Raw genomic sequence first — 24,631 nt, 5'->3', positions numbered from 1 at the left:
TCCTTCCTAAACTCTTTTTTACTGGTGCATCCACCGGTTTTTCAGCTTCGCCTGCAGCTTATCTAATGTATTGAGCGCATCCAGCGGAGACATCCGGTTTACTTCCAGTTCCATGATCTCCTTGATGATATCGTCCTCATTGACCGTGTCAAAGATCGACATCTGCTGCAGATCTACCTCGTCCGGTTTTGCCACCTTTTTGCGCGTCTGGGTTCCCGGACCATTTTCTGCAATCTCCTTCGCACGCGCTGTAATGTCGGCATCGCTCAACTCTTCCACCAGTTCTTTTGCCCGATCGATGACCGGAGCCGGAACGCCTGCAAGCTTCGCCACCTGGATGCCGTAGCTCTTATCGGCGCCACCCTTCACGATTTTACGCAAGAAGACGATATCGTCGCCCTGTTCCTTGACCGCGATACAGTAGTTGTTGACGCCGCTTAAGGTTCCTTCCAGCTCTGTCAGTTCATGGTAATGTGTCGCAAACAGCGTCTTAGCACCCAGAATCTTCGTATTACTAATATACTCCACAACCGCCCAGGCGATCGAAAGGCCGTCGAAGGTACTCGTACCGCGCCCGATCTCGTCGAGAATCAGAAGGCTGTTTTTCGTCGCATTCCGCAGGATATTCGCAACCTCGGTCATCTCCACCATGAAGGTACTCTGACCGGATGCCAAATCATCCGAAGCGCCCACACGGGTAAAAATACGGTCGCAGAGACCGATATCCGCCTCATCCGCCGGGACGAAGCTTCCGATCTGCGCCATCAGCGTGATCAGCGCCGTCTGACGCATATAAGTTGACTTACCAGCCATGTTCGGACCGGTAATGATCGAAATCCGGTTCTTTCCGTTGTCTAAATATGTGTCATTGGCGACAAACATCTCGCCGCCCATCATGCGCTCTACGACCGGATGACGTCCGTTTTTGATGCGGATGATGCCCTTTTCGTTGATATGAGGTTTCACGTAATTGTAACGCGTCGCCACCACCGACAGAGACGCCAGCACATCCGTCATCGCGATCGCACGGGCGGTACTCTGAATCCGGTTTACCTCGCCCGCGATCTGGTCGCGCACCTGGCAGAACAGATCATATTCCAGAGAAACCAGCTTGTCCTCGGCGCCGAGAATGATATCTTCCAGCTCTTTCAGCCGGTCGGTCGTATAGCGCTCTGCGTTTGTCAGGGTCTGTTTACGGATGAAATAATCCGGCACCAGATCCTTAAAGGAATTAGTCACCTCAAAATAATAGCCAAATACCTTATTGAACTTGACTTTCAGGTTTTTGATGCCTGTCTTTTCGCGCTCGCTCTGCTCTAACTGTGCCAGCCAGTCTTTTCCTTCTGTCTTTGCATGACGCAGACGGTCTGCCTCCTCATGGTAGCCTTCCTTGATGATGCCGCCCTCGCGCACCGTGATCGGCGGCTCTTCCACGATCGCCTTGTCAATCAGTTCCTTCAAATCTGCCAGTGGATCCAGAGCGGTTTCCAGGTTTTTAAGCAGCTCGCCTGAAAACTCCTTCAAAATCTGTTTGATATACGGAAGCATCGCCAGTGAATTGCCAAACGCGATGAGATCGCGCGGATTTGCCGTCCGGTAACTGATGCGTCCGATCAGACGTTCGAGATCGTAGATCGGATTCAGATATTCGCACAGCTCCTCGCGGCTGATATAGTTCATGTTCAGCTCTTCGATCGCATTCTGGCGGCGCAGGATCTCCTCCCGGCTGATGAGCGGCTGCTCCACAAGTGTCCGCAGCATACGGGCGCCCATCGCCGTTTTCGTCTTATCAAGCACCCAGAGAAGTGTTCCCCGCTTCTGCTTTTCCCGGAGCGTCTCTGTAAGCTCCAGGTTCCGGCGCGTGGACGTATCCAGCATCATAAACTGTCCGGTCGTATAGACAGTCAGGCGCGTCAGGTGTTCCAGTGTATTTTTCTGCGTCTCATACAGATACTGCAGGACAGCACCCGCCGCGATCGCGCCCGTCTCATAGTCTGCCAGTCCCAACGCTTCCAGGTGCTCTACATGAAAATGTTCCCGCAGGATTCTCCGGCAGGAATCATCAGAAAAGAACCGATTTTCAAGTGCTGAGATCACGGCGTTTAACCGTACTTTCAAGTCCTCTAAATCGATTCCTGACATGTAAAAAGCCTCGTTGCAGATAAGCTCCGACGGCGAAAATTTATAAATTTCATCTAACAGACTGCGCTCGTTGCGAACCTCCGTCACAAGATAGTCGCCCGTGCTGACATCAACCGTCGAAACGCCGAATACACCGTCTATGTATACAATTCCCATCAGGTAATTGTTTTTTGATTCCTCCAGAACCTGTGAATTTGTCAGGGTTCCCGGCGTCACCACCCGGATTACCTCCCGCTTCACAAGTCCCCTTGCCTGTTTCGGATCCTCCATCTGCTCTGCGATGGCGACCTTATAGCCCTTCTGGACGAGACGGCTCAAATAACCCTCTACGGCATGATAAGGAACACCGCACATAGGCGCGCGTTCCTCCAGTCCGCAGTCTTTTCCAGTCAGGGTAAGTTCCAGTTCTTTCGAAACAGTCTGGGCATCCTCAAAAAACATCTCATAGAAATCGCCAAGACGATAAAACAGAATACAGTCCGGATACTGTTTTTTCGTCTCCAGATAATGAGTCATCATTGGTGAAAGTGCCACAATTTACCTCTCTTCATCGCGATCCGCCCGTTTTCCGGCACTTCACTCATCTGAATGCCAGACCGGACAGACCGCTGTCGTTTTATTTTAGTTGAATTTCGGATCCGTCGGATCCCAGGTCTGCTGATCGGAGATCGGTACCAGCTCCGGCTTATCAAATGGAGATGCTACATTGGCATCCTCGTATACCTGTACAGTCGTTCCCAGATGGCAGTTATCATATACCCACTTGGAGTTTCTACAGTTCAGGCGTACACAGCCTAAAGAACGGGAAACACCCAGACCATTATAGCCGACGGTCAGAAGGTTATTCCCATTCGGGGTTGCGTATGTAATCGAATGGAACAGGAATCCCTGTGTGATACGGGTTGCATACTGGGTGTAAGTATCATTTACCATCAGTCTCCAGCGATATTTCTCCGGTGTCTTGAAAGTTCCAATCGGTGTATCATCACCGACGGAGGTCAGCATCGCTTTCACTGGAATAATATATCCGTTATTGCCGTCTTTTGCATAAACCGTCAGGCAGTTCAGTGTCTTATTTACCTTCAGGAGATAATCGGACTGCTTGCCAATCAGGCTGTCTACGTCCTGAACCAGACGACCGCAGGAGTCAAAGTAGAACTTGTAACCATCGATATACTGCCAGCCGGTCTTTGCATAGCCATTTTCAAAATAATAACGTACAAAGTCATCGGAAAGCCAGCCGTTATATACGCTTCCGTCCTCATTGAACATAACCGTTGCATTTTCTGCTACGCTCAGTCTGCCGGAAGCAGCTGATTTGTAGCGCGGTGCTGCACTCTGCGGACCTGCGCTTCCCTTCGGAACTAATACGACTTCAATCGAAAGGATCTTCTCGCCGATATCCACGGTACCAGCCACTTCGCCGTTCTTCGCATATCCCATCTTGCCCTGACCGCTGGATGTAACGCTATAGTAAACATCGTACATCTTCTCAGCCTGACCGGAAAGCTGAATCTGGATCGCCTCTACCCAGCTTCCAGAACCAACCACACCGGTCTGGATGCCGTCATGGTACCACCACAGATAACCGCCTGTGTTGGTATATGCACGATAGGACACGCCGCCGATCCCCTCAAAGTTTTTCAAATCCATCGCAAATGCAGAAATATCGCCTTCCGCATTATACAGATAATTGACGCCGACATGAAGTGCCGTGTTCTCATCCTGCTGCCCGGTTCCCTGGTTGAACTGCTCTGCCGATGTTGACGAACCGGTGTTTGGCATACCGACTGTACCGTTTGCAATGTCATCTGCCGGTCCTGCATATGCGACAGAAGCACTTCCTGCCAGCATGCAGGCTGACAGCAGAACCGTCAATCCTTTATAATGCTTTTTCATAAATTTATCCTCCTTAATCTACCAGGGATCCCATATAGTAAAATCCCTTGGATTCCTTCAGATATACTTTAACAATTTTACCAATCAGCTCTTTTCCACCTGGGAAATGAACGATTGTGTTATTGGACATACGTCCGGTTACCAGTCCCTCCACGTGACTGTCCGGTTCCTCCACCAGAACCTCCTGCACCGTATGGACATCTCGTCCACAGACCTGTGCAGAAATCGCCTGTACCTCTGCGAGCAGACGGTCGAAACGTTCTTTGACAACTTCTTCTGGAACCTGATTTTCCATCGCTGCCGCCGGAGTTCCGGTGCGCTTCGAATAAATAAAGGTAAATGCGCTGTCGTAGCGGACTTTCCGCACAACCTCCAGTGTCTCCTCGAAATCTTCCTCCGTCTCTCCCGGAAATCCAACGATGATATCCGTCGTCAGGGAAATATCCGGTACCGCCTTGCGGATGCGCTCTGCCAGTTCCAGATACTGCTCCTTCGTGTAATGGCGGTTCATCTTCTTTAGGATCTCGCTGCTGCCCGACTGAAGCGGCAGATGCAGATGGCGGCAGATCTTCTTGGAAGATGCCATCACTTCGATCAGCTCATCCGACAGATCCTTCGGATGGGAGGTCATGAAACGGATCCGTTTAAGCCCCTCAATCCGCTCTACCCGGCGCAGAAGTTCTGCAAAGGTAATTGGAGATTCCAGGTTCTTTCCGTAGGAATTGACATTCTGCCCTAACAGCATGATCTCCACGACGCCGTTCTTAACCAGCTCTTCAATCTCACGGATGATGTCCTCCGGCGCACGGCTGCGCTCGCGTCCGCGCACATACGGGACGATGCAATAGCTGCAGAAATTGTTGCAGCCAAACATGATATTAACGCCAGACTTAAATGTATATTTGCGCTCCGACGGCAGATCCTCAACGATCTTATCAGTTCCTTTCCAGATATCGATGACCATCTTCCCCGTCTCAAAGCGCTGTTCCAGCAGCTCTGCCAGTTTATATACATTGTGCGTACCGAAAATCAAGTCCACAAAGCGGTAGCTCTTCTTTAATTTCTCTACAACCTCCGGCTCCTGCATCATGCAGCCGCAGAGTGCGATCATCATGTGCGGATTCTTTTTCTTGAGGCTGTGAAGATACCCTAAACGTCCATACACGCGCAGGTTCGCATTTTCACGGACTGTACATGTATTGTAGAGGACGAAATCCGATTCCTCACTGGTTCCTTCCACAAATCCTGCTTCCAGCAGAATACCGAGAAGCTTTTCTGAATCGTGTGCATTCATCTGACATCCAAACGTCGAGATAAAGCAGGTCAGCGGACGCCCCAGTTTGTCCGAAATCTCCTGTACCTTCTGGCGGCAGAGTGCCATATAATACTGCTGGCGCTCCGGTTCCTGCTGCGGTACACCGCCCACCGGAATCTGACATTTGTCAGACACAAACACGCCTGCTGCGGATTCGGACGAATCGTTTGTATGTAAATCCATAAATTGTATTGCTCCTTACTATTCTTTCATTATCCTAATAATCCTAATATTTCATACATTAGATAATATTACTATATGGTGCTCATTTTCGCAAGTCCCATTCCTGCCAGAATCCTTTCCAGTTTCTTACAAAATATTCCGGTTCATGTATCTGGAAGCAAAAACAGAGTTTACCACACGGCTGCTCTGTTCCTGTATGCCTTTGATATGTTTCTGCTTCGCGCGAGTGCGCCAGACATTACAAAACTTTAATTGTCTGCTCCGGTGTCACAATATATGCCATTTTTTTATCGTGCTTTTCGGTTTCAAATGCCGGAAACAACTGGAATCCATAGCAGAGTCCCACCGCCATATGATCCGGTTCTGCCGCAAAAAAGCGGTCATAATACCCCGCCCCATAACCGATGCGGTTTCCATCCTTGGAAAACCCTACGCCAGGCGTGATCACCAGCGCTTTCGGCGCATCTGCCTCCTGACATCCGTCCGCCGGTTCCGGGATGCCATATGCCCCCGTCACAAGCTGACACCGATCTGTGACATAGAAAAAACGCATCTCACGCCCAAACACCCGCGGCAGCGCCACCCGGCAGCCGCGTTTTAACAGCTCGTCAATCAAATATTCCGTACTTGCCTCACCGCGCACACTCGTATAGGCATACACTGCCGTCCCGGCTGATGGAAAGAAGGGGTGGAGACGTTCTAACAATGCCTCATCCCATCGTTGTTTTTCTTCTGGCAGCAGAGTCCCGCGTTTTTGAAGGACATATGCGCGAACCTCCTGTTTTGATATCTGCGATCCAGATGAATGAATAACCATCTCTTCTACCCTTCAATTAATTCTTCGTATCCGTAACGCCGCCGTATTTCTTACCCAGATCCGTAATAGAACCGTCTTTCTCTTTAATCAGTATCGAATTTAACTGTCCTCGCATATTTCCACGGATTGACTCAATGTACTCCTTCCGAAGCGCTGCCTGCTCTTTTTTCTCTTCTTCGGTCAATCCAACTGCCTGGCTCTTATGATATAACGTATTAATACGGTCAATTCTTTCCTGTTTCATCTATCATTTCTCCTCTTATAATGCTTGTTTCTTCGCAGCTACAGGCAGACATCCTTACTATAAAGCCTAAAGCCGCTGAACCATTCTCTCTCACAATTTAATTTTGGGGATAGCATACTTCGCGATAATTGCCTCTGCCGTCTTCATCCCATCCATCGCCGCCGAGGTAATGCCGCCCGCATATCCAGCGCCTTCGCCGCATGGGTAGATGCCCGCGATCGTGCTGCTCTCCATCGTCGCGTGGTCACGCGGAATCCGCAGCGGCGAGGAGGTCCGGCTCTCTACTCCGGCAAAAACCGCATCCTCGCGGTCAAAGCCATGAATCACATGTCCAAAATGTTCCATTCCCTCTAACATCGCTGCCGAAAGCACTTCCGGCAGCACCTCCCGCAGATTTCCAAATGCAAACTGCCCTTCAAACTGTGGTGTCACTGCTCCAAATCCCGTTGAAATCCGGTTTTCCCGGAAATCTCCATAAAGCTGTACCGGGATTTTTCCGCCGCCGCAGCGGTATGCCGCTTCCTCCAGCTGACGCTGGAACGTCACGCCGCCAAGTGTGCCCGGCTGTGGAAAATCCTCCGGTGTAACGGTCACAATCAGGGCGCTGTTTGCGTTTGCACCGGCACGATCATGGTTGCTCATGCCGTTGATTGCCAGCCGTCCCGGCTCTGAGGATGCATCCACAACAAAGCCGCCCGGACACATACAGAAAGAATACACGCCCCTGCCTCCGGAGGTCTGTGCCGTCAGCTTATAGCTGGCCGCCCCCAGATTCCCGGCTTCTTCCCGTCCGTACTGGCTTAAGTTGATCTGCGTCTGTGGGTGCTGGATCCGCAGTCCCACCGCAAATGCCTTTGCCTGCATGTCGAGCGGTTTCTCTGCCAGCATCGCAAACGTATCGCGGGCGCTATGCCCGATCGCCAGCACCAGTGCCGATGCCGGAATCTCCTCCACCGTCCGTCCTGCCTCCGACGTGCCTTTACGGGCACTAACGCGGATGGAACACAAATGACCATTCTGTGTCTCAAAGTCCTCCAGACGGCAGCCAAACCGTACCTCACCGCCCAGGCTCTCTATCTCACTTCGAATATTCTTTACCACCGTCCGCAGAACATCCGTTCCAACGTGCGGCTTGTTCACATAGGTAATTGTCGGATCCGCGCCCGCCTGCGCCAAGATTTTCAGCACTTCCTTATTCCGCCCAGACGGATCCTTGACCAGCGTATTCAGCTTTCCATCTGAAAACGTACCGGCACCGCCCTCGCCGAACTGCACATTGCACTCCGGATCCAGCGTTCCATCTGTCCAATAACGTGCAACCGCCTTTGCACGGCTGTCCGCATCCAGCCCCCGTTCCAGAATAAGCGGGCGATATCCGGCACGCGCCAACATCAGACCACAAAACATACCTGCCGGACCAAAACCCACGATTACCGGTCGTTCCCGAAGCGGCTCTATTCCCGGATCGGGCAGGCGGTACGCCTCTTCCTTTCGGATCTGCACATTTACACTACGCGCACGTTTGACAATCGCCGCCTCTTTCCCTGCCACTGCAACATCTAATGCATATAAATAGTACAGATCTGGCTTTTTGCGCGCATCCAGAGACTGGCGCACCAGCTCCACCGACTGTATCTGATCTGCCGATACTCCCATCATTTTGGCGGTTTTCTTGCGAAGATCCGCCTCACTGTGGCTGACCGGCAGTTTTACCTGATTTACTCGTATCATTTATCTGACTCCCTTCCAGCACATTTTCCAGCTGCTGCGCCGCTGCTCCACGCCCACTGGAGATTATAACCGCCGCAGATGCCATCGACATCCAGAATCTCCCCGGCAAAATATAACCCTTTTACCTTCTTCGATTCCATCGTCTGTGCGTCAACCTCCCGCACATCGACGCCGCCGCAGCAGATCTGTGCCTGTTCAAAGGAATTTGTACCGTTCACGCTGACCTCAAACCGGCAGAGCAGATCCCCCAGCGTCTGAATCTGTACCTCTGTCAGGCTGCCAACCGTCCGATCTGGCCGGATTCCTGCCTGTTTTAAAAACAGAGCTGCCAGTTTTTTATGTATCCAGCCGGAAAAAAAGTCCTCCACCTGCCGTTCTTTCAGGCGCTCACTCCGCTCTTTTAATATCCGGCGTGTCTCCGTTTCCGGGCATTCCGGATAAAAATTGAGTACCGCCCGTACATCCCGTCCCTCATCGAGCGCGCGCGCCGCAAAGCGGCTGACCTGGAAAACCGGAATCCCCGAAATACCATAATCCGTAAGCTGCACCTCACCCTTGTCCTCCGCCAGCTTTCTGCCATCGCTGTAGAGTATCACAGAGGCATCCGCGCGTACTCCAGCGAGCTGTTTAAAGAACTTTTCCGGGCAACGAAGCTGAACCAGTGCCGGAAGCGGCTTGATGATATGGTGTCCCAGCCGTTTCGCCAGTTTGTATCCGCTTCCATCCGAACCTGTACCCGGTGCCGCCTTGCTGCCGCACGCCAGAATCAGCGTCTCGCTCGAAAAGCTCCCCTGGGACGTCTTCACTTCAAACCGGTGTTTCGCATCTTCGCGCGGCGTGATCGAGAAAACTTCACATTCCGTCACCACCTGAACCGACTCCCGCGCAAGTCCCAGACGGAGTGCATCTAAAACAGCGCTTGCCTGCCCGGAATATGGATACAGATATCCGTCCCGTTCCCGCGTCAAAACGCCGAGATCCTCAAAATATTCCAGTGTCATCGGAAGCGTAAACGCCCCAAGCGCCTTCCATGGAAAATCCGGCTGACCACTGCGGTAGCAGAACGGCTCCTGCAAACGGTTTGAAAGGTTACAGCGTCCATTGCCGGTAGACAGGATCTTCTTGCCGACCCGGTCTTTATGTTCCAGCAGAACCACCTGTGCGCCCTCCCTGGCAGCAAAAATGGCAGCCGTCATTCCGGCTGCTCCCGCTCCCACTATGATTACTTTATTCTGACTCATTCCTATTTCCCTTCCTGACCGTTTGCTTCGTACCGTTCATACGCGGACTTTCTTCTTTGTTTTTTGACTGTATTATAATCACATCTAACTGCTGAAAGACTCCAGATAGTGAAACACATCCGTCATTGTGTCGAACCAGACTCCTTCCAGCAGTTTTTCCTGTTCTTCCACGGAAAATTCTGAGAGCGGCATATGGGTCTGGAAACAGACTTCGCCGCTTGTTCCGTCAAAGATAAGCAGCATCCCATCCTCCGCCGTCAGACAATAGCCGGATTGTTTCTCCGCCACTTCCGGTTCCGGGTTCAGAACCGCATTATTCTCCGGCATCCGCTCTGACTCATACACGCGCCCCGGTACCGGTTCCGCCCGCCGTGGACGGTACCACCAGAGCCCTGCCGCCAGAAGCAGAAGCATTGCAAAACAAAAAAGCGCCGCAAACAGTATTCCCTGATATTTTCTCATAATAAGGATACCTCCTGTTGTGTATCCTTATTATTCACTTTTTTCTAAATTTTAATCATAACTAAATTTCTAACCCTACATCAGATGCAGCTTCCGGCAGATGCGTGTGAGTTTCCGTCCCATCGGCATCGAATACATCTCATCTTCCTCGATACAGTGCAGCTTGATAAGAAGCACGCCATATACCGCGACCGCCACAAGCACCGCCAGCAGCGTTCCCAGCACATTGCTGTGGATCACCAGCGTAACCCCACGGTACACGCCATATGCCGCCGCGCCCATAAATGCTGCGCTGATCGCCGGCAGCAGGAAGGTCTTGACCATCTCCTGGCGGTAACCGAGTGTGTTGCGGATCGCGATCGCATTTAAAATGCACATAAAGAGCGCAAATAAAATACTTGCAAATACCATACTGTAGATACCCATATTGAAGATCATCAGCATAATATACAGCGCAATCACGTGTAATGCCAACGAAATCAAGGCGTTCCGCACCGGAACATTCATCCGGTTAAGTCCCTGTAAGATTGCATTGGTAACCGTCGAAAGCGACAGGAAGATAACGGCTGAAGCGCCAATCATCATCATACGGATCGCTTCCGCATTGTTGCCGCCCCGGAATAACAGGTTATTGACCGGCGCTGAAAGTACCGTCAGCCCCACCGCCGACGGAATCGCAATCAGCATAGCAAACCGGATCGCAAGGGCTGTCTTCTCAATCGCCGCCTTTCGGTCCTTACGCGCTATTGCACCGGACAGCGAAGGAATCAGCGATGAGGACAGTGAGTTCGCCATCGCAAGCGGGACATGTACCAGCAGCATATATTTGTTGTTGTAGATACCCCAGAGGGCTAAAAACTCTTTGCCGCGTCCCAGCGACTCCATGCCGTGCGCCATGATACCGTTGTCAATAACCGAGTTAATATTGTAAACACCCGAGCTTACGATAACCGGAATAACGGTAAAGAAGAAGATTCTCGAAATCTGACGGTAGGAATCCACACTACCGCTCCGATCCTTGGCAATCCGCCGTTTTGCCGTCGGACGGTAGAGTAAAAACAATACCAGCACAAATAACAGGGCTGCAAACGCGCCGCTTCCTGTGCCGATCGTACCGCCTGCCGCGCCAAATGCCTGTGCATATCCATCTTTTCCATATACTTTCGCTGTATCCAGTCCCACCTTGAAAAGGACGCTGGCGGCCACCACACTGATAATCGCGTTGACCACCTGCTCCAGGATCTGGGAGATCGCCGTCGGAATCATCGTTCCATGTCCCTGGAAGTAACCGCGCAGCACGCCCAGATACGCCATGATCCAGATCGTTGGCGCAAGTGTGCGGAGTGCATACACGCAGAACGGCGTGTTAAACAAGGTCGTTGCAAAAAAGCCTGAAAAATTCCAGGTAATAAAGCATGCCAGACCACCTACGACCGTCGCATAGACAAGCGCCGCCCGCAGAACACGGTTCATATTGCGGTACTGCCCTTTCGCAAGGCGGGCCGCTACCATCTTCGACACCGCCAGAGGCAGACTGTACGATGAAAGGATCAGCATGATATTATATACATTGAATGCCGTCGAATAATATCCCATGCCCTCATCGCCGATGATATTCGTCATCGGGACGCGGTACAGAATACCGATCAGACGCACAATGATACCGGCAACTGCCAGGATCGTACCCTGAATGACAAAATTTTCTTTTCTCACCGGAACCGCTTCCGGCTTCCGGCTGCTTCCTGACCGGTTACGGCTTCTACCCGCACTTTCCCGGCTGCCTCCGGTTGCTTCTTCTCTACGTCCTGCCGTACGCTGCCGGCTGATTATCTCTCTTTCTGTCTCTTCCCGCATTCCGGGTTTTCTTCTACTCCGTCTGTTCTCCATAGAATTCCGCCTTATCCATACGGTCATTCGGAAGGATGCAGACCCAGGTCTTGCCCGGATTCAGCTTGATTTCCTGACCGTCCATATCGTAATACTTTGTGACGCCGTAAGCGCCGTCTTTTTCCCAACGAATCAGAATGCCGTGTCCATTTGTAAAATAATACCCCGTCGCCGGTGTATGGACATCAATATCCAGATATTCCGTCGGTTTATAATATTTCCACAAACAGTATTGGAAAATAATATTTTTAACCGCTATCTGTCCTTCATCTCCCATATGCGGACCGCCATACTGATACCGGTAGTACAGCCCGTCCTCCGGGTGATACTCAAACCAGGGATTGCTTAACTGATAACCTGGCACTACTTTGGCCGCTGCGATACCATCCTCAAAGCACACCGGCGCACTCTCCGGCGCAAAAGTATAATGCCCCTCATAGCTCTCCGGGTACACATCCGCATAACCGCTCGCCTCGATCGCCTGGCGCAGCTTTGGTCCCGATGCATAGGCATTGTGCGGGGTCTTCCGATCCTTGGTCCGGAAATACGCAGATGCCCCATTGCCTTTGATTCCATCTAAATGTTCCATCTGCTCCAGATACGGAAGTGCAAACGTATTCTGCCCATAATGTGCATAGACCGCCTCAAATTCCCTTGCAAAAAAAGTATAGTATGGGCGGCAGCTCCGGACGGAACCGATCCGGTTCAGATCGTCATAGTCCTCTATCAGTGCCATATAGCGGTTCATGCTGCCTTCCACTGGTGCCTCATAGACCACTCCGGCATGGTTGATGCCATACTGCGGAAGCGCCACCTTGTCATTGCTCATCATGATCGCGAGCGGACGTCGGTTCGCCTTTGCGACATCCGTCCATTCCCCGGTCAGATAACTCTGTATCTTCCCGTCTTTTTCGCAGCGTTCCTCCGGCTCTGCTTCCGGCTGCGTTTCGGCCTCCGTCTCTGTATTTAAGGACAGCTCACGTGTCTCCTCCTGTGTCTCTGCTACCGTTACCGATATTTCTTTGTGAGCCGAACAGCCTGACAGCCAGCAGACTGCCATCAGAGTCAGTGCCAGTGCCCTTATTTTCCAACTGCTTTTTTTCATTCCGTACTTCCCCCATCACATCCCCATATGCCTCATTTCCCGAATGGGCTCTCCCCTTTCCCTCCGGTTCTTTTCCCTGCTTTTAGCGCGTATACCCTTTGCCAGCCAGGATTTCCTCCTGTTTTTTCTCCATCACAAGACGTTCGTCATCTTCCATATGATCGTAACCGCACAGGTGCAGCATACTGTGTGCCACTAGGAACGCCAGTTCGCGCTCCTTAGAATGACCGTATTTCTCTGCCTGCTCGTCTACCTTATCGATCGAGATCACGATATCTCCCAGAAGAAGTTCGCCCGTCTCCGGGTTAAAATAGTCCTCTGACTGCTCTTCCAACCGTTCAAAATCGGACGGCACATCGTAATCACCCATCGGAAAAGAGAGGACGTCGGTTGCCCGGTCAATTCCTCGGAATTCCTTATTAATACGATGAATCTCCTCATCATTTGTCAGGACTACATTGACCTCCGCCTCATACGGGCATTTTTCATAATCGAGCGCCGCAACCACGATCTCCTCGATGATCGGCCGGTAATCTATCTCCCACTCCCGCTCTGCTTCATATTCGATCTGGATTGTCATCTGTTCTTTCTTCCTCCATCTTTCCGGTCACGCGTCCCGGAACTATTTCTCCGGAAACCGCGGGACGCATCCGCATCTTTTTTCTCATACGCATCGTATGCCTCTACGATCTTCTGTACCAGCGGATGGCGGACTACATCGCTGCTGGTCAGATAGCAGAAACCAATATCGTCAATTTTCTTGAGTACATGAATCGCCGTATCCAGTCCGGACGCAGCTCCGGCAGGCAGATCCTTTTGCGACTGGTCGCCCGTCACGATCACCTTGGAACCAAAGCCGATACGTGTCAGGAACATCTTCATCTGTGCCGGGGTCGTATTCTGCGCCTCATCGAGAATGATGAACGCATTATCCAGGGTACGACCACGCATGTACGCAAGCGGCGCCACCTCAATCAAGCCCTTCTCAGAATTGTGCAGGTAACTTTCTGCCCCCATAATCTGATACAGCGCATCGTAAAGCGGACGCAGGTACGGATCGATCTTGCTCTGCAGATCGCCCGGCAGAAAACCCAGTTTTTCCCCCGCCTCGATCGCCGGACGCGTCAGGATGATCCGGCTTACCTCGCCACTCTTAAATGCCTGTATCGCCATCGACATCGCCAGATACGTTTTTCCGGTACCCGCCGGACCGATGCCAAATACAATCATCTTCTTGCGGATCAGGTCCACGTACTGTTTCTGTCCCATCGTCTTCGGTTTGACCGGCTTGCCCGTGATCGTCCGGCAGATGATATCCTTATCGATCTCGAGAATCTGATCATCCTTCTCCGTGAAGGACAGCGACAGGGCGTAATCAACATTCTGCTCGGTAACGGTATTGCCGCGCTTGGAAAGCTCTAACAGATTGTTGAACACACTCTTCGCCTGCCGGATCGTCTGCTCCGGACCGATGATTTTCAGCGCGCCGTCGCGTGTGATCATCGTCACGTGCAGCGTCCGCTCAATCTTTTTCAGATACGCGTCAAACTGTCCGCATACATTCCGCTCATGTTCCATCGGAATATCAATCATTGTCTCTATTATGCTCATTCCTTTGCTGTTCTCCTTGTGTCACAACTTGAATCGGCTCCTCCGTCTGAAGCCGTACCTCAAAATGGCAGACTCCGCCATTTATTAGTATTCTACCATCACTTGCCATAATATGTACACCTTTTTCGATCAATTTTTCTTCCGTCTCCTTTTGAAATGCCGCTGACAGCGCCGCAAGCTCTGGTTCTGTATACCTTTTTTCGCAGACAGACGTCTCCCGGTACTCACTCCACCCGACAGAAAGCGGCAGATAAAAATCAAGCGGGAGCCGCAATTTCCGGTACTCCGTCCGGATCGTCCAGGCAGGTTTCATCCGCCTGCTTCGTCTGAAAAAGCCCCACTGCTCCGCCATATCGAATGTATGTTCTATCATATCATAAAATTCTGGAATTTTCCAGTAAAATGTGTGTGTTCCTGCTTCCAAAGCAATTCCGTATCGTTTCTTTCCCGTTTCCGTCCGCATTTCCCTCCAGAGCGGAAGCTCCTTTCTCCCGACCCGCTCCCGGATCCCATATATATCCGCATCCGCCCGCACCCGGTAAGAGGAAATTTCTTCGCCTCCATCATCTGTGATCGGCACCGTTCCCGACACCAGAAGCTGCCCCTTTTCCACCGTATCTCCCGCCTGCACAAGCGGGATTCCGCTCCGGACGACTACCGACGTGATCCGCGCGTCGGATGCCGCCGCCAGATCGCACGCCTCGCCGGACTCCACTTCCTGACGGACCGGAACCTCGCTCTCCCGCAGACGGATGAAAAGGCGCGTCCCATGCAGGCGCACCGACACCCAGGTGATATCTTCAAATGACTCCCGCAGTTCTTCCTCCAGCCTCGCACAGGAAATCCGCTTCTTGGGAATTCCCTCTTCAATCTGCAGCGTCTGGAGGTAATGATTCAGCTCACTTTCGGTATAACGCCGGTTTCCACTCCAGTCGATCTCCCAGACAAATTGTGCCAGAAACAATAATAACAGAAAAAAAAGGACGAAGCTGACCGCCCACCCTTTCCGTTTCCGGTTCCGCCAGAGAAACACCGGCAGTCCACGCTTTTCAACGATATGCAGACGGACTCCCGCTTTTCTTGCCAGTGGCGCACACCGCTTAAAATCGCGGATTTCCATATAAAACAGCAGATTTTCCTGCTCTTTTTTTACCTGCCAGACATTTAAACCTGCCAGCGTACAGAGATTCAGGAATCTCTCCGGGGAGGTGCCGCGCATGTTAAGCCGCACTATCCCATGTAGAAGGTGTCTTACCTTCGCCATACTCATTCCTCACAGCACCCCAAATTCGACAGACACAATCTGCCCCGTGACCCGCAGATTGTCGCGGTCATAATACTCAATCGAAAGCCCTTTCCCCTTGATAGTAAGCCGGATGTTCTTTCCCGTCAGCCGCAGCATTTCGTCGGAAAAAAAGAGAATGCTCCTGTAATTTTCTACCACAGCCGCCCGACTGCCGGTAAAATACAGAAGCATCTCTCCGAGAACGACGTCCTCCGGCAGATGAAGTGCCGAAACGATCGCTTTTTTCTGTCTGCCAAACAAGCGCCTACCGCCTATTTCATTGTTATTATCTAATATATGTAGGAAAGCAGAAACTATGCCGTTTACTATTTTCCCGTCAAACCCACTATCATTTCCAGCATCCGCGGCACACAGTAAATCAACGGCAATGCATACCGCAGGGAAACCACCGGTCCCAGCAGAAGTGTTCCCCAGCAGCCTAGCAGAAGCATCAGCGGAATGATCTCATACGCCCGGTGCTTCCAGACTGCAAATCCTGCCGCAAACAGCATCAGCCAGAACGGAAATGCCTGATTGAGAAGCACCGACAGCACCGGAACCGACTGGAATGCCGGTGTCAGTGTCGCCTCCCTCAACCAGTCCGAAAGCGCCTGAAAATGGCTGTTACGCGTGATATGCAGGATATTTAAATTACCTTCCAAGTATGCCCCGTCGTATAAAATATAGCTGATCCAGTACTGGCTGTCTCCCATATACCAGTACCCCCAGTTCCCCATCAGAAATGAATCCAGATAAATACCCGGATGGCGCTTCCCGATTTCCGACCAGATACGAACGAAGCGTCCCATATCTGCCTGCATCACTTCCGTATGGAATCCATTTTTCACCGGATCCGCATTGACACGGACATACTCACTGAGCGCCTGCGGGTCAATCAGCGTCTCGATATAATCCTTTTCCTCCGGCGTCAATTTCTCCGGGACTTCATGATATATGCGCGCCAGCTGCTGCATTGGCACGCACAGCATCTCCCTCGCATCGCCCTTTCCCACGCCGAACGCCGTTGGAATCGGACCGGATAAAACATACCATAAAGCTGCCACCAGCAGAGATGCCCCGATAAACCAGTTTCTGCGATACACTTTTTTTCGTAAAAACAGGCAGACTGCCAAAACAAAAAACAGGAACACATAGATTCCCTGATTCCGGAACAGGCACATGAAAAACACACTCACAAAAAAGAGCAGCCAATCACCCGTCTTTCCCACTTCTTTCCGAGAACCTGTTCCATTCGGATTTTTCTCTTTATCCAGCTCTCTTTCTTTATCCAAATCCTCTTTCTTCTGGCACATTCCCCGCCAAAAATGCTCCGGATCCTCCGCCAGACAACATGCCGTATCAAATGCCAGCAGGAAAAATGCGCCAAAGAGCACATCCTTCGTCGTGACAAAGGAAAAGACCGTCAGATACGGATTCAGGATCCAGAACGTCCACGAAGCAACGCAGAGCCATCGCGGTGCCCGCCGCGCTTTCATCCGGCACAGACACAGGGAAAATACTGCACTCATAAAAAACGACTGCGACAGCGCATACAGCGCCATCCCTGCCTGATAGGTATGGAACAGACGCCCCGCAATCTTCATGCAGAGTCCCAGATATAGCGTATGAATTAATGGATGGTGGGTTGTCAGCGGCAGTTTTCCATAAAACTGAAGGAGCTGCGCGGACGCATCGTAAGAATAAATGCCCGGATAAACCGCCAGAAAAACCGGAAGATAGACGCACCAGGAGAGAAACATCCATTTCAGCCATGTCCCCAAATCCGAATTTTTCGCTGCGCGCTGTTTCGATTCCCGTCCCTGGCTTTCCACATCGCGGCTGCTTCCCTGGTCTTCGCAGTCTTTCCCCCTCCGTGCTTGCGTCCGTTTCTGGTAACTGTTCACAGGCAGGAATTCTCTGAACTGAAAATCCCGTATCTCAGGCCAGCCACGCCCCAAAGCATCCAGTCCCACACAAATCGCCCAGACCATCACCGTCATACACACCGCCCAGCCCGCCAACTGTCCCAAAAACTGTCCCGCCGTCCGGTAAATCAGCTCATTGCGGCTGTAACGGATTCCCAGAAGAATCATCAGCCCCATCAAAACGCCAAGCACAAGGCTGACTGCTGCCAGGCGCCGATCCGCAATATATTGTTTCAATCCCTTTCCCCGTCTCTCATTTTCCTGCTTTTCTCTCATGCCCCTCACTCCATCATCCGCCACATCGCATTTCTTCTCTTTCTCCTATTGCACAAAAAAGTCCTGGTTCATATGAAAACCAAGACTTTTGCGTTACTTAATTGTATTTGCGTTTTCTAGCAGCTTCGGATTTCTTTTTACGACGAACGCTCGGTTTCTCGTAATGCTCTCTTTTCCGAATCTCCTGCTGGATACCAGCCTTAGCACAGTTTCTTTTGAATCTGCGTAAAGCGCTGTCCAGACTCTCGTTATCTTTAACGATTACATTTGACATAGCTCACACCTAACCTCCCTCCAGTTGTGTAATAAGTGCATATTAATACAACTGTATGGGTATTTTTTTAGCACTAAAAAGATTATATCATAAAAAAATGATACGTCAACAACATTTTACATTTTTTTATGATTTTTTTATTTTACTTGCTCTGCTACTACTTCTGCCGCTTTTTCAAGGGCTGCTGCAATACCAGACGGATTCTTTCCGCCAGCCTGTGCCATGTTCGGACGGCCACCGCCGCCGCCGCCGACAAGACCTGCGATTGCTTTGATTAAGTTTCCAGCATGTGCACCCTTCTTCATCGCGCCGTCAGTTACAGAAGCCATCAGGCTTACCTTGCCATCCAGAGTAGATGCAATCAGAACAACGCCGTCGCCCAGCTTCTCTTTCAGCTGATCGCCCAGATTACGCAGACCGTTCATGTCTACATCCTTAACCTCAACTGCCAGCAGCTTCACGCCGTTTACATCCTGTACCTGGTTCATAACATCGCCCAGAGAGTCGTTCGCCAGCTTACTTTTTAACTTCTCATTCTCTGCGTGCAGAGTCTTGATCTCTTCTAACATGGACTCAATCTTGCTGCTCAGTGCAGCCGGAGTGGTCTTTGCCAGTTTCGCCGCCTCATGCAGCTCATTCTCTACCTCTTTGTAGTGGTTCATCAAACCGGTGGAGGTCAGCGCCTCGATACGGCGGACGCCTGCTGCAATACCAGCCTCAGAGAGAATCTTGAAGGATGCAATTGTGCCTGTGTTGGATACGTGTGTACCGCCGCAAAGCTCGGTGGAGAAATCTCCCATCTTGACAACACGGACTTTCTCGCCGTACTTCTCGCCAAACAGTGCCATTGCGCCCGTCTTCTTTGCCTCATCCAAGGACATAACATCGGTTACAACCGGCAGGGATGCTGCAATCTCATCATTTACAATCTTTTCAACCTTCTCTATCTCCTCTGGAGTCATCGCAGAGAAATGAGTAAAGTCGAAACGCAGACGGTCACGGGTTACCAGGGAACCAGCCTGCTCTACATGGCTACCAAGTACGGTACGCAGCGCTTTATGAAGCAGATGAGTTGCGGAATGGTTGCGGGAAGTCAGCTCACGGTTTTCCTTGTCAACCGACATGATTACTTTTTCTCCCACCTCGAACATACCCTTTACTACAACACCGACATGACCGATCTTGCCACCCTGTAAATGAATGGTATCTTTTACTTCAAACACAGAGCCGTCCGGAGCGGTAATCTGACCGAAGTCACCCTCCTGACCACCCATGGTTCCGTAGAACGGGGTTTCCTTGGTAATAATTGTACCAGTCTGACCGTCAGTCAGTGCCTCTACAATCTCATCCTCGGTCGTCAGAACGGAAATCTCGGATTCCGCTGTCAGACGATCATAGCCGATAAACTCAGTTGTAATAGCCGGATCGATGGACTGATATACCGTAACATCCGCGCCCATATAGTTAGTCGTCTTTCTCGCCGCTCTCGCCTGTTCTTTCTGGCGTTTCATCGCTGCGTTGAAGCCGTCCTCATCGATACCGAGACTCTTCTCCTCGAGAATCTCACGGGTTAAATCGATCGGGAATCCATACGTATCGTAGAGCTTGAATGCGTTGTCGCCGGACAGCACTTTCTCGCCCTTCTTGTTCATATCTTCTTCCATATCAGCAAGGATCGCAAGACCCTGATCAATGGTCCTGTTGAACTTATCCTCTTCCTCAGAAAGAACCTTGAAAATCATCGCGCTCTTCTCTTCCAGTTCCGGATAACCATCCTTGGAAAGGTCGATAACGGTGCGGGACAGAGCTGCTAAGAACTCACCCTCGATGCCAAGTTTTTTGCCATGGCGTGCTGCACGGCGCAGAAGGCGGCGCAGAACATATCCGCGTCCCTCGTTGGATGGCATAATGCCATCGGAAATCATGAAGGTGCAGGACTTGATATGATCCGCTACAATACGCAGAGAAATATCGGTCTCATGATCTTTCTGATATTCGGTATGTGCCAGCTCGCAGACACGGTCTAACAGAGCTTTGTTGGTATCAACCGTAAACAGGGAATCTACATCCTGTACGATCACTGCCAGACGCTCCAGACCCATTCCGGTATCAATGTTCTTGTGCTCCAGCTCGGTGTAGTTGCCGTGACCGTCATTGTTAAACTGGGAGAATACATTGTTCCATACCTCCATGTAACGGTCACACTCACAGCCTACCGTACATCCCGGTTTGCCGCAGCCGTATTTCTCACCGCGGTCATAGTAAATCTCAGAACACGGACCGCACGGACCAGCGCCATGCTCCCAGAAGTTATCCTCTCTGCCAAAGCGGAAAATACGCTCTGCCGGAATACCCATCTCTTTGTTCCAGATATCAAATGCCTCGTCATCGCTCTCGAACACAGACGGATAGAGGCGATCCGGATCAAGTCCGACAACCTCGGTTAAAAATTCCCAGGACCAGTGAATCGCTTCCTCTTTGAAATAATCACCGAAGGAGAAGTTGCCAAGCATCTCAAAAAAGGTACCATGACGGGCAGTCTTACCGATATTCTCGATATCGCCGGTACGAATACATTTCTGACAGGTACATACTCTTGTTCTCGGCGGAATCTCCTGACCCGTAAAATATGGCTTTAACGGAGCCATACCAGAGTTGATAAGCAGAAGGCTGTTATCATTATGCGGAACCAGAGAGAAACTCTTCATTGCCAGATGTCCCTTGCTCTCAAAAAAGTCTAAGAACATCTTTCTAAGTTCGTTCACACCGTATTTTTTCACGTTGCTTCCTCCTATAGTTACTTCTATTTAAGTAAAATTTTCCTCATTCTTTATATCCTATCATAGGAATTTACATTTCGCAAGAGGTTTATCGGTACAAAAAGTGTACAAAAAGTGTGCAAAAATGGGACCCTTACCGCAATTCTATATGCCGCAAAAGTCCCATTTACTAATTTTTTCACTACTCTGCCGGAAGATACGATTCATACAAATCCAAAAGCTCATACGCCCGATCCCGCGTCGAATTTGCCAGCGACGCCGTATACTCGACATTTTCCATCGTGCCGCCCTTGTAGCGCTCCGCCGCCTGTTTCGCCGCCGTATCACGTTCCCGGATCCATCTGCGTTCCAGACCACGCAGCGTGTCTGTCTCCTCGTCTGGAAGCACCGCCATGATTGCCTGATAAATCTGATTTAATTCGGCATCCCAGAGCCGGTACTCATACGCGACCGCCTCCCGCATCGCGTCGGTCGTATTCGCACTTCCCGAATTTTCCAGGTTTTGAATCGTATTCTCGATCTCGCCCAGCCGGTTCCGGTAATCTTCCGCTGTCCGGTCCGAGCCTGCACCTGTCCCGGAGGACGCGCCTCGCGCAGGAGATACAATTCCATTTTCAACCGGGGACACAACCGCCCCTGTATTCACAGAATGATCCGACTCATCGCCCGCGCTCTGCTTCTCTGCCGCCTTAGCAGCCGCCCGATTATCTGCACGTTTTTCCTTTTGTTCACCTAAAGACTGGACAGAAACATCTCCTTCCGCCTGCATACAGGCTCTGTCTTCTGTCCCCACGCTTTCCGCATGCGCCATTTTTTTAGAAGATGGCTCCGGCGCATCCTCCGCCAGACCATTTTCCGCTGCTTCCGCCGCAAATGGTTCCGCCTCATACATCGCCTCCGGTCCGACCGTCAGGCTTCTCTCACTTCCCGCCTGCTCCCGGATATAACGCCGCGTTGCCGCCGTCGTCACAATCCCCAGCACCAGAATCAGACCGAGGGCAGCGATCATTCCTTTATTTTTCAAATTACTCTCAACCGCCTTTGCTATTCCTGTTCACTTGATAATTTTAAAATAGCACATTTAAGACGGTTTGAAAATAGATGATCGAAAGATGTAAACATATCGTAAGGGTTGTTATAGTAACTGCTCACAGGTAGGAATTTTCTGAACTGAAAATTCCGTACAATACAGTTCCGGATGCAGATTTTGCCGATTTGGAATGCGAAGCATCGGCAAAATCCTGTTACTGGTCACACATGTGTGAGCAGTAACGAGCTATACCCCCGGATCCACCATCAGCTCGTCCCCATCCGCCGCCGAAGTAGCCAGAAAATCACATCTCTCATTCTCCGGATGTCCATTATGCCCTTTCACCCAGAAAAACGAAATCTGATGGGGTTCCTTGGCAGCGAGCAGGCGTTTCCATAAGTCTACATTCTTAACCTCCTCATTTTTTCCGCGTTTCCAGCCTTTTTTGATCCAGCCCTCGATCCAGTGCTGGTTAAAAGCGTTGACGAGATACTGGGAATCTGAATAGAGTTCGATCTCGCAGGGGCGGTTGAGCGCCTCGAGACCGGCGATGGCTGCCATCAGCTCCATACGGTTGTTCGTAGTTCGTTTGTAGCCGCCGGAAATCTCTTTCGTGTGCAGTTTTCCTGCCGGATCTACATAGTGAATGACGGTTCCAAATCCGCCCGGACCATCTGGATTGCCGCGGGCGGCGCCGTCTGTGTATATAGTTACTTTCAAGTCAGAAATCTCCTTTATGTCTATTATTGAAGCTTAGCGGTCCCACTTATCGCAGAGCGAGTTGATCTGGTCGGCAAAACGTGCCAAATCTTTGTTCGCCCCGCCCTCGTTATGCATAACAACACGGCGCAGGCGGTCGCAGGCTGCCAGCAGGCGGGCAAATACACCAGCCGCTTTCTTCGTTGCTTCGTTCACTGCCGGTTTCTGAATCGGAATACCCTTCGTAACAGTCACGAAGCATCCCTCTTTCAGGTCGTAGGAACTGCCGGAGAACGGAGCCATCGCATTGATGCCGTAAGTCTCCTTGACCGTCTCTGCAAATGCATCGCACACTGTGTCATCGCCGTGTACCACGAAGACCTGGGACGGTTTTTCCATAAAACTGCCAACCCACTCCAAAAGCCCGGTCTCGTCCGCATGGCCGCTGATGCCCTCGATCTTCTCGATCCGTGCTTTGACCTCGATCGACTCACCGAACAGCTTCACTTCCTCGCGTCCCTCAGTAATGCTGCGTCCCAGTGTGCCGACTGCCTGATAGCCAGCAAACAAAATCGTACACTCCGGTCTCCAGAGGTTGTGTTTCAGATGATGGCGGATACGGCCCGCATCACACATGCCGGCTGCCGAGATGATAACCTTCGGTTCCTCGTTGAAGTTGATTGCAACGGAATCGCTGCTGGTGATCGAGAGATGCAGACCCGGGAAAGAAATCGGATTGATGCCCTTTTTTACCAGCTCCTTCGTCTCTTCATTGTAGCAATCCATCATATTGTCCTTGAACACGCCGGTCGCTTCCACCGCCATCGGGCTGTCTAAGTAAACCGGAAATACGCCGTGCCCGGTTACAAGGTTCTTCTCCTTGATAATACGGATGTAATTCAACACTTCCTGCGTTCTGCCGACCGCAAATGCCGGGATCACGACATTGCCGCCCTTATCCAACGTCTCCTGAATCACGCGGGCAAATTCTTCCACGTGATCGCCTGTATTCTTGTGGAACCGACCGCCGTAAGTGCTCTCCATGACAACATAATCCGCCTGACGGATGTACTGCGGGCTGCGAATGAGTGGCTTGTTTTTGTTACCGATATCACCTGAAAATACAATCTTCTTGGAACAATCGTCTTCCTTCATCCAGATCTCGATCGAAGCCGAACCAAGCAGATGTCCCACATCGACAAACCGAATCTCCAGATTGTCATTCAGACGGATAATCTCATTGTAATTGCAGGGGACAAAGTGATGCAGTACCCCTTCTGCATCGTTCATCGTGTAAATCGGTGTCACCTCCGGTTTTCCGGCACGCATGGCTTTCCGGTTTTTCCACTCCGCTTCTGACTCCTGGATATGGGCGCAATCTTTCAGCATGATATCACACAGATCGCAGGTCGCGCGCGTCGCCATAATCTGTCCGCGGAATCCCCTCGCATAGATAAGCGGAAGCAATCCCACATGATCGATATGGGCGTGCGTCACCAACACATAGTCCACATCCGAATACGGAATCGGAAGTTCTGCATTTTCATACTTGTTGATCCCCTGTTCCATACCGCAGTCAATCAGAATATTCAGCCCGCATGCCTCCAGAAAATGACAGCTGCCTGTAACCTCATGATCCGCACCGATAAATGTAAGCCTCATAAAATCAGCCCCCCTGTTCTGTCGTTTGTGTCTCCGCATACCCCTTGCGGAAAGTGTTTTTGC

The 24,631-nt window shown here is 51.1% G+C and carries 20 protein-coding genes; all 20 read right to left on the bottom strand.

The window, feature by feature from the left end; translation table 11 throughout:
- Positions 1-18 precede the first annotated feature (18 nt).
- Positions 19-2,661, bottom strand: coding sequence for a DNA mismatch repair protein MutS (gene mutS / locus DXC57_RS00685; RefSeq protein ID WP_118472320.1), 2,643 nt, complete (start codon positions 2,659-2,661; stop codon positions 19-21).
- A 102-nt stretch (positions 2,662-2,763) separates the two neighbouring features.
- On the bottom strand, positions 2,764-4,041 hold the full coding sequence (locus DXC57_RS00680) for a L,D-transpeptidase family protein (RefSeq protein ID WP_118650699.1): 1,278 nt from the start codon (positions 4,039-4,041) through the stop codon (positions 2,764-2,766).
- Between the two features lie 13 nt (positions 4,042-4,054).
- Positions 4,055-5,422, bottom strand: coding sequence for a tRNA (N6-isopentenyl adenosine(37)-C2)-methylthiotransferase MiaB (gene miaB / locus DXC57_RS00675; RefSeq protein WP_243017797.1), 1,368 nt, complete (start codon positions 5,420-5,422; stop codon positions 4,055-4,057).
- Between the two features lie 355 nt (positions 5,423-5,777).
- Entirely contained in the window at positions 5,778-6,356 is a 579-nt protein-coding gene (locus tag DXC57_RS00670) for a 5-formyltetrahydrofolate cyclo-ligase (RefSeq protein WP_118472317.1), read from the bottom strand.
- A 16-nt stretch (positions 6,357-6,372) separates the two neighbouring features.
- Positions 6,373-6,600 (bottom strand): DUF896 domain-containing protein, encoded by a 228-nt coding sequence (locus tag DXC57_RS00665; RefSeq protein ID WP_022359502.1) that lies wholly within the window; start codon positions 6,598-6,600, stop codon positions 6,373-6,375.
- A 90-nt stretch (positions 6,601-6,690) separates the two neighbouring features.
- Positions 6,691-8,331, bottom strand: coding sequence for an FAD-dependent protein (locus tag DXC57_RS00660; protein WP_118472316.1), 1,641 nt, complete (start codon positions 8,329-8,331; stop codon positions 6,691-6,693).
- Complete coding sequence (locus DXC57_RS00655) at positions 8,328-9,572, bottom strand: NAD(P)/FAD-dependent oxidoreductase (protein ID WP_118472315.1); 1,245 nt, start codon at positions 9,570-9,572, stop codon at positions 8,328-8,330. The genes DXC57_RS00660 and DXC57_RS00655 overlap by 4 nt, the downstream gene beginning before the upstream one ends.
- 84 nt (positions 9,573-9,656) lie before the next feature.
- Positions 9,657-10,034: a hypothetical protein gene (locus DXC57_RS00650; RefSeq protein WP_106999838.1), complete on the bottom strand. Its 378-nt coding sequence runs from the start codon at positions 10,032-10,034 to the stop codon at positions 9,657-9,659.
- A 75-nt stretch (positions 10,035-10,109) separates the two neighbouring features.
- Entirely contained in the window at positions 10,110-11,921 is a 1,812-nt protein-coding gene (locus DXC57_RS00645) for a polysaccharide biosynthesis protein (RefSeq protein ID WP_243017789.1), read from the bottom strand.
- The gene (locus tag DXC57_RS00640) at positions 11,902-13,026 is read right to left on the bottom strand and encodes a DUF3048 domain-containing protein (protein ID WP_118472313.1); all 1,125 of its coding nucleotides are present in this window, start codon (positions 13,024-13,026) and stop codon (positions 11,902-11,904) included. The genes DXC57_RS00645 and DXC57_RS00640 overlap by 20 nt, the downstream gene beginning before the upstream one ends.
- An 82-nt stretch (positions 13,027-13,108) precedes the next feature.
- Positions 13,109-13,606: an rRNA maturation RNase YbeY gene (gene ybeY / locus DXC57_RS00635; protein WP_022359625.1), complete on the bottom strand. Its 498-nt coding sequence runs from the start codon at positions 13,604-13,606 to the stop codon at positions 13,109-13,111.
- Positions 13,603-14,637 (bottom strand): PhoH family protein, encoded by a 1,035-nt coding sequence (locus tag DXC57_RS00630; RefSeq protein ID WP_243017788.1) that lies wholly within the window; start codon positions 14,635-14,637, stop codon positions 13,603-13,605. Before DXC57_RS00630 ends, ybeY begins: the two co-directional genes overlap by 4 nt.
- On the bottom strand, positions 14,612-15,901 hold the full coding sequence (locus DXC57_RS00625; RefSeq protein ID WP_182431287.1) for a sporulation protein YqfD: 1,290 nt from the start codon (positions 15,899-15,901) through the stop codon (positions 14,612-14,614). Before DXC57_RS00625 ends, DXC57_RS00630 begins: the two co-directional genes overlap by 26 nt.
- Before the next feature lie 9 nt (positions 15,902-15,910).
- Complete coding sequence (locus DXC57_RS00620; RefSeq protein ID WP_106999834.1) at positions 15,911-16,183, bottom strand: YabP/YqfC family sporulation protein; 273 nt, start codon at positions 16,181-16,183, stop codon at positions 15,911-15,913.
- A gap of 65 nt (positions 16,184-16,248) precedes the next feature.
- Positions 16,249-18,123: a DUF6020 family protein gene (locus DXC57_RS00615; RefSeq protein ID WP_118472311.1), complete on the bottom strand. Its 1,875-nt coding sequence runs from the start codon at positions 18,121-18,123 to the stop codon at positions 16,249-16,251.
- Positions 18,124-18,220: 97 nt separating this feature from the next.
- On the bottom strand, positions 18,221-18,397 hold the full coding sequence (rpsU, locus tag DXC57_RS00610) for a 30S ribosomal protein S21 (protein WP_003504099.1): 177 nt from the start codon (positions 18,395-18,397) through the stop codon (positions 18,221-18,223).
- Between the two features lie 137 nt (positions 18,398-18,534).
- Positions 18,535-21,144: an alanine--tRNA ligase gene (gene alaS / locus DXC57_RS00605; protein WP_207722918.1), complete on the bottom strand. Its 2,610-nt coding sequence runs from the start codon at positions 21,142-21,144 to the stop codon at positions 18,535-18,537.
- Between the two features lie 214 nt (positions 21,145-21,358).
- Entirely contained in the window at positions 21,359-22,201 is an 843-nt protein-coding gene (locus tag DXC57_RS00600) for a lysozyme inhibitor LprI family protein (protein WP_118472309.1), read from the bottom strand.
- A 252-nt stretch (positions 22,202-22,453) separates the two neighbouring features.
- Positions 22,454-22,927, bottom strand: a complete 474-nt coding sequence (rnhA, locus tag DXC57_RS00595) for a ribonuclease HI (protein WP_022359619.1) — start codon at positions 22,925-22,927, stop codon at positions 22,454-22,456.
- Positions 22,928-22,960: 33 nt separating this feature from the next.
- Positions 22,961-24,568 carry an MBL fold metallo-hydrolase gene (locus DXC57_RS00590; protein ID WP_118472308.1) on the bottom strand — a complete coding sequence of 536 codons (1,608 nt, stop codon included), beginning with the start codon at positions 24,566-24,568 and terminating at the stop codon, positions 22,961-22,963.
- Between the last annotated feature and the right edge of the window lie 63 nt (positions 24,569-24,631).

The organism is Clostridium sp. TF06-15AC (assembly GCF_003481165.1).
In the GTDB taxonomy this organism is placed as follows: Bacteria; Bacillota; Clostridia; order Lachnospirales; family Lachnospiraceae; genus Otoolea; species Otoolea fessa.
Note: the sequence above shows the minus strand (reverse complement) of the source record. Positions and strands in the feature narration are given on the sequence as shown.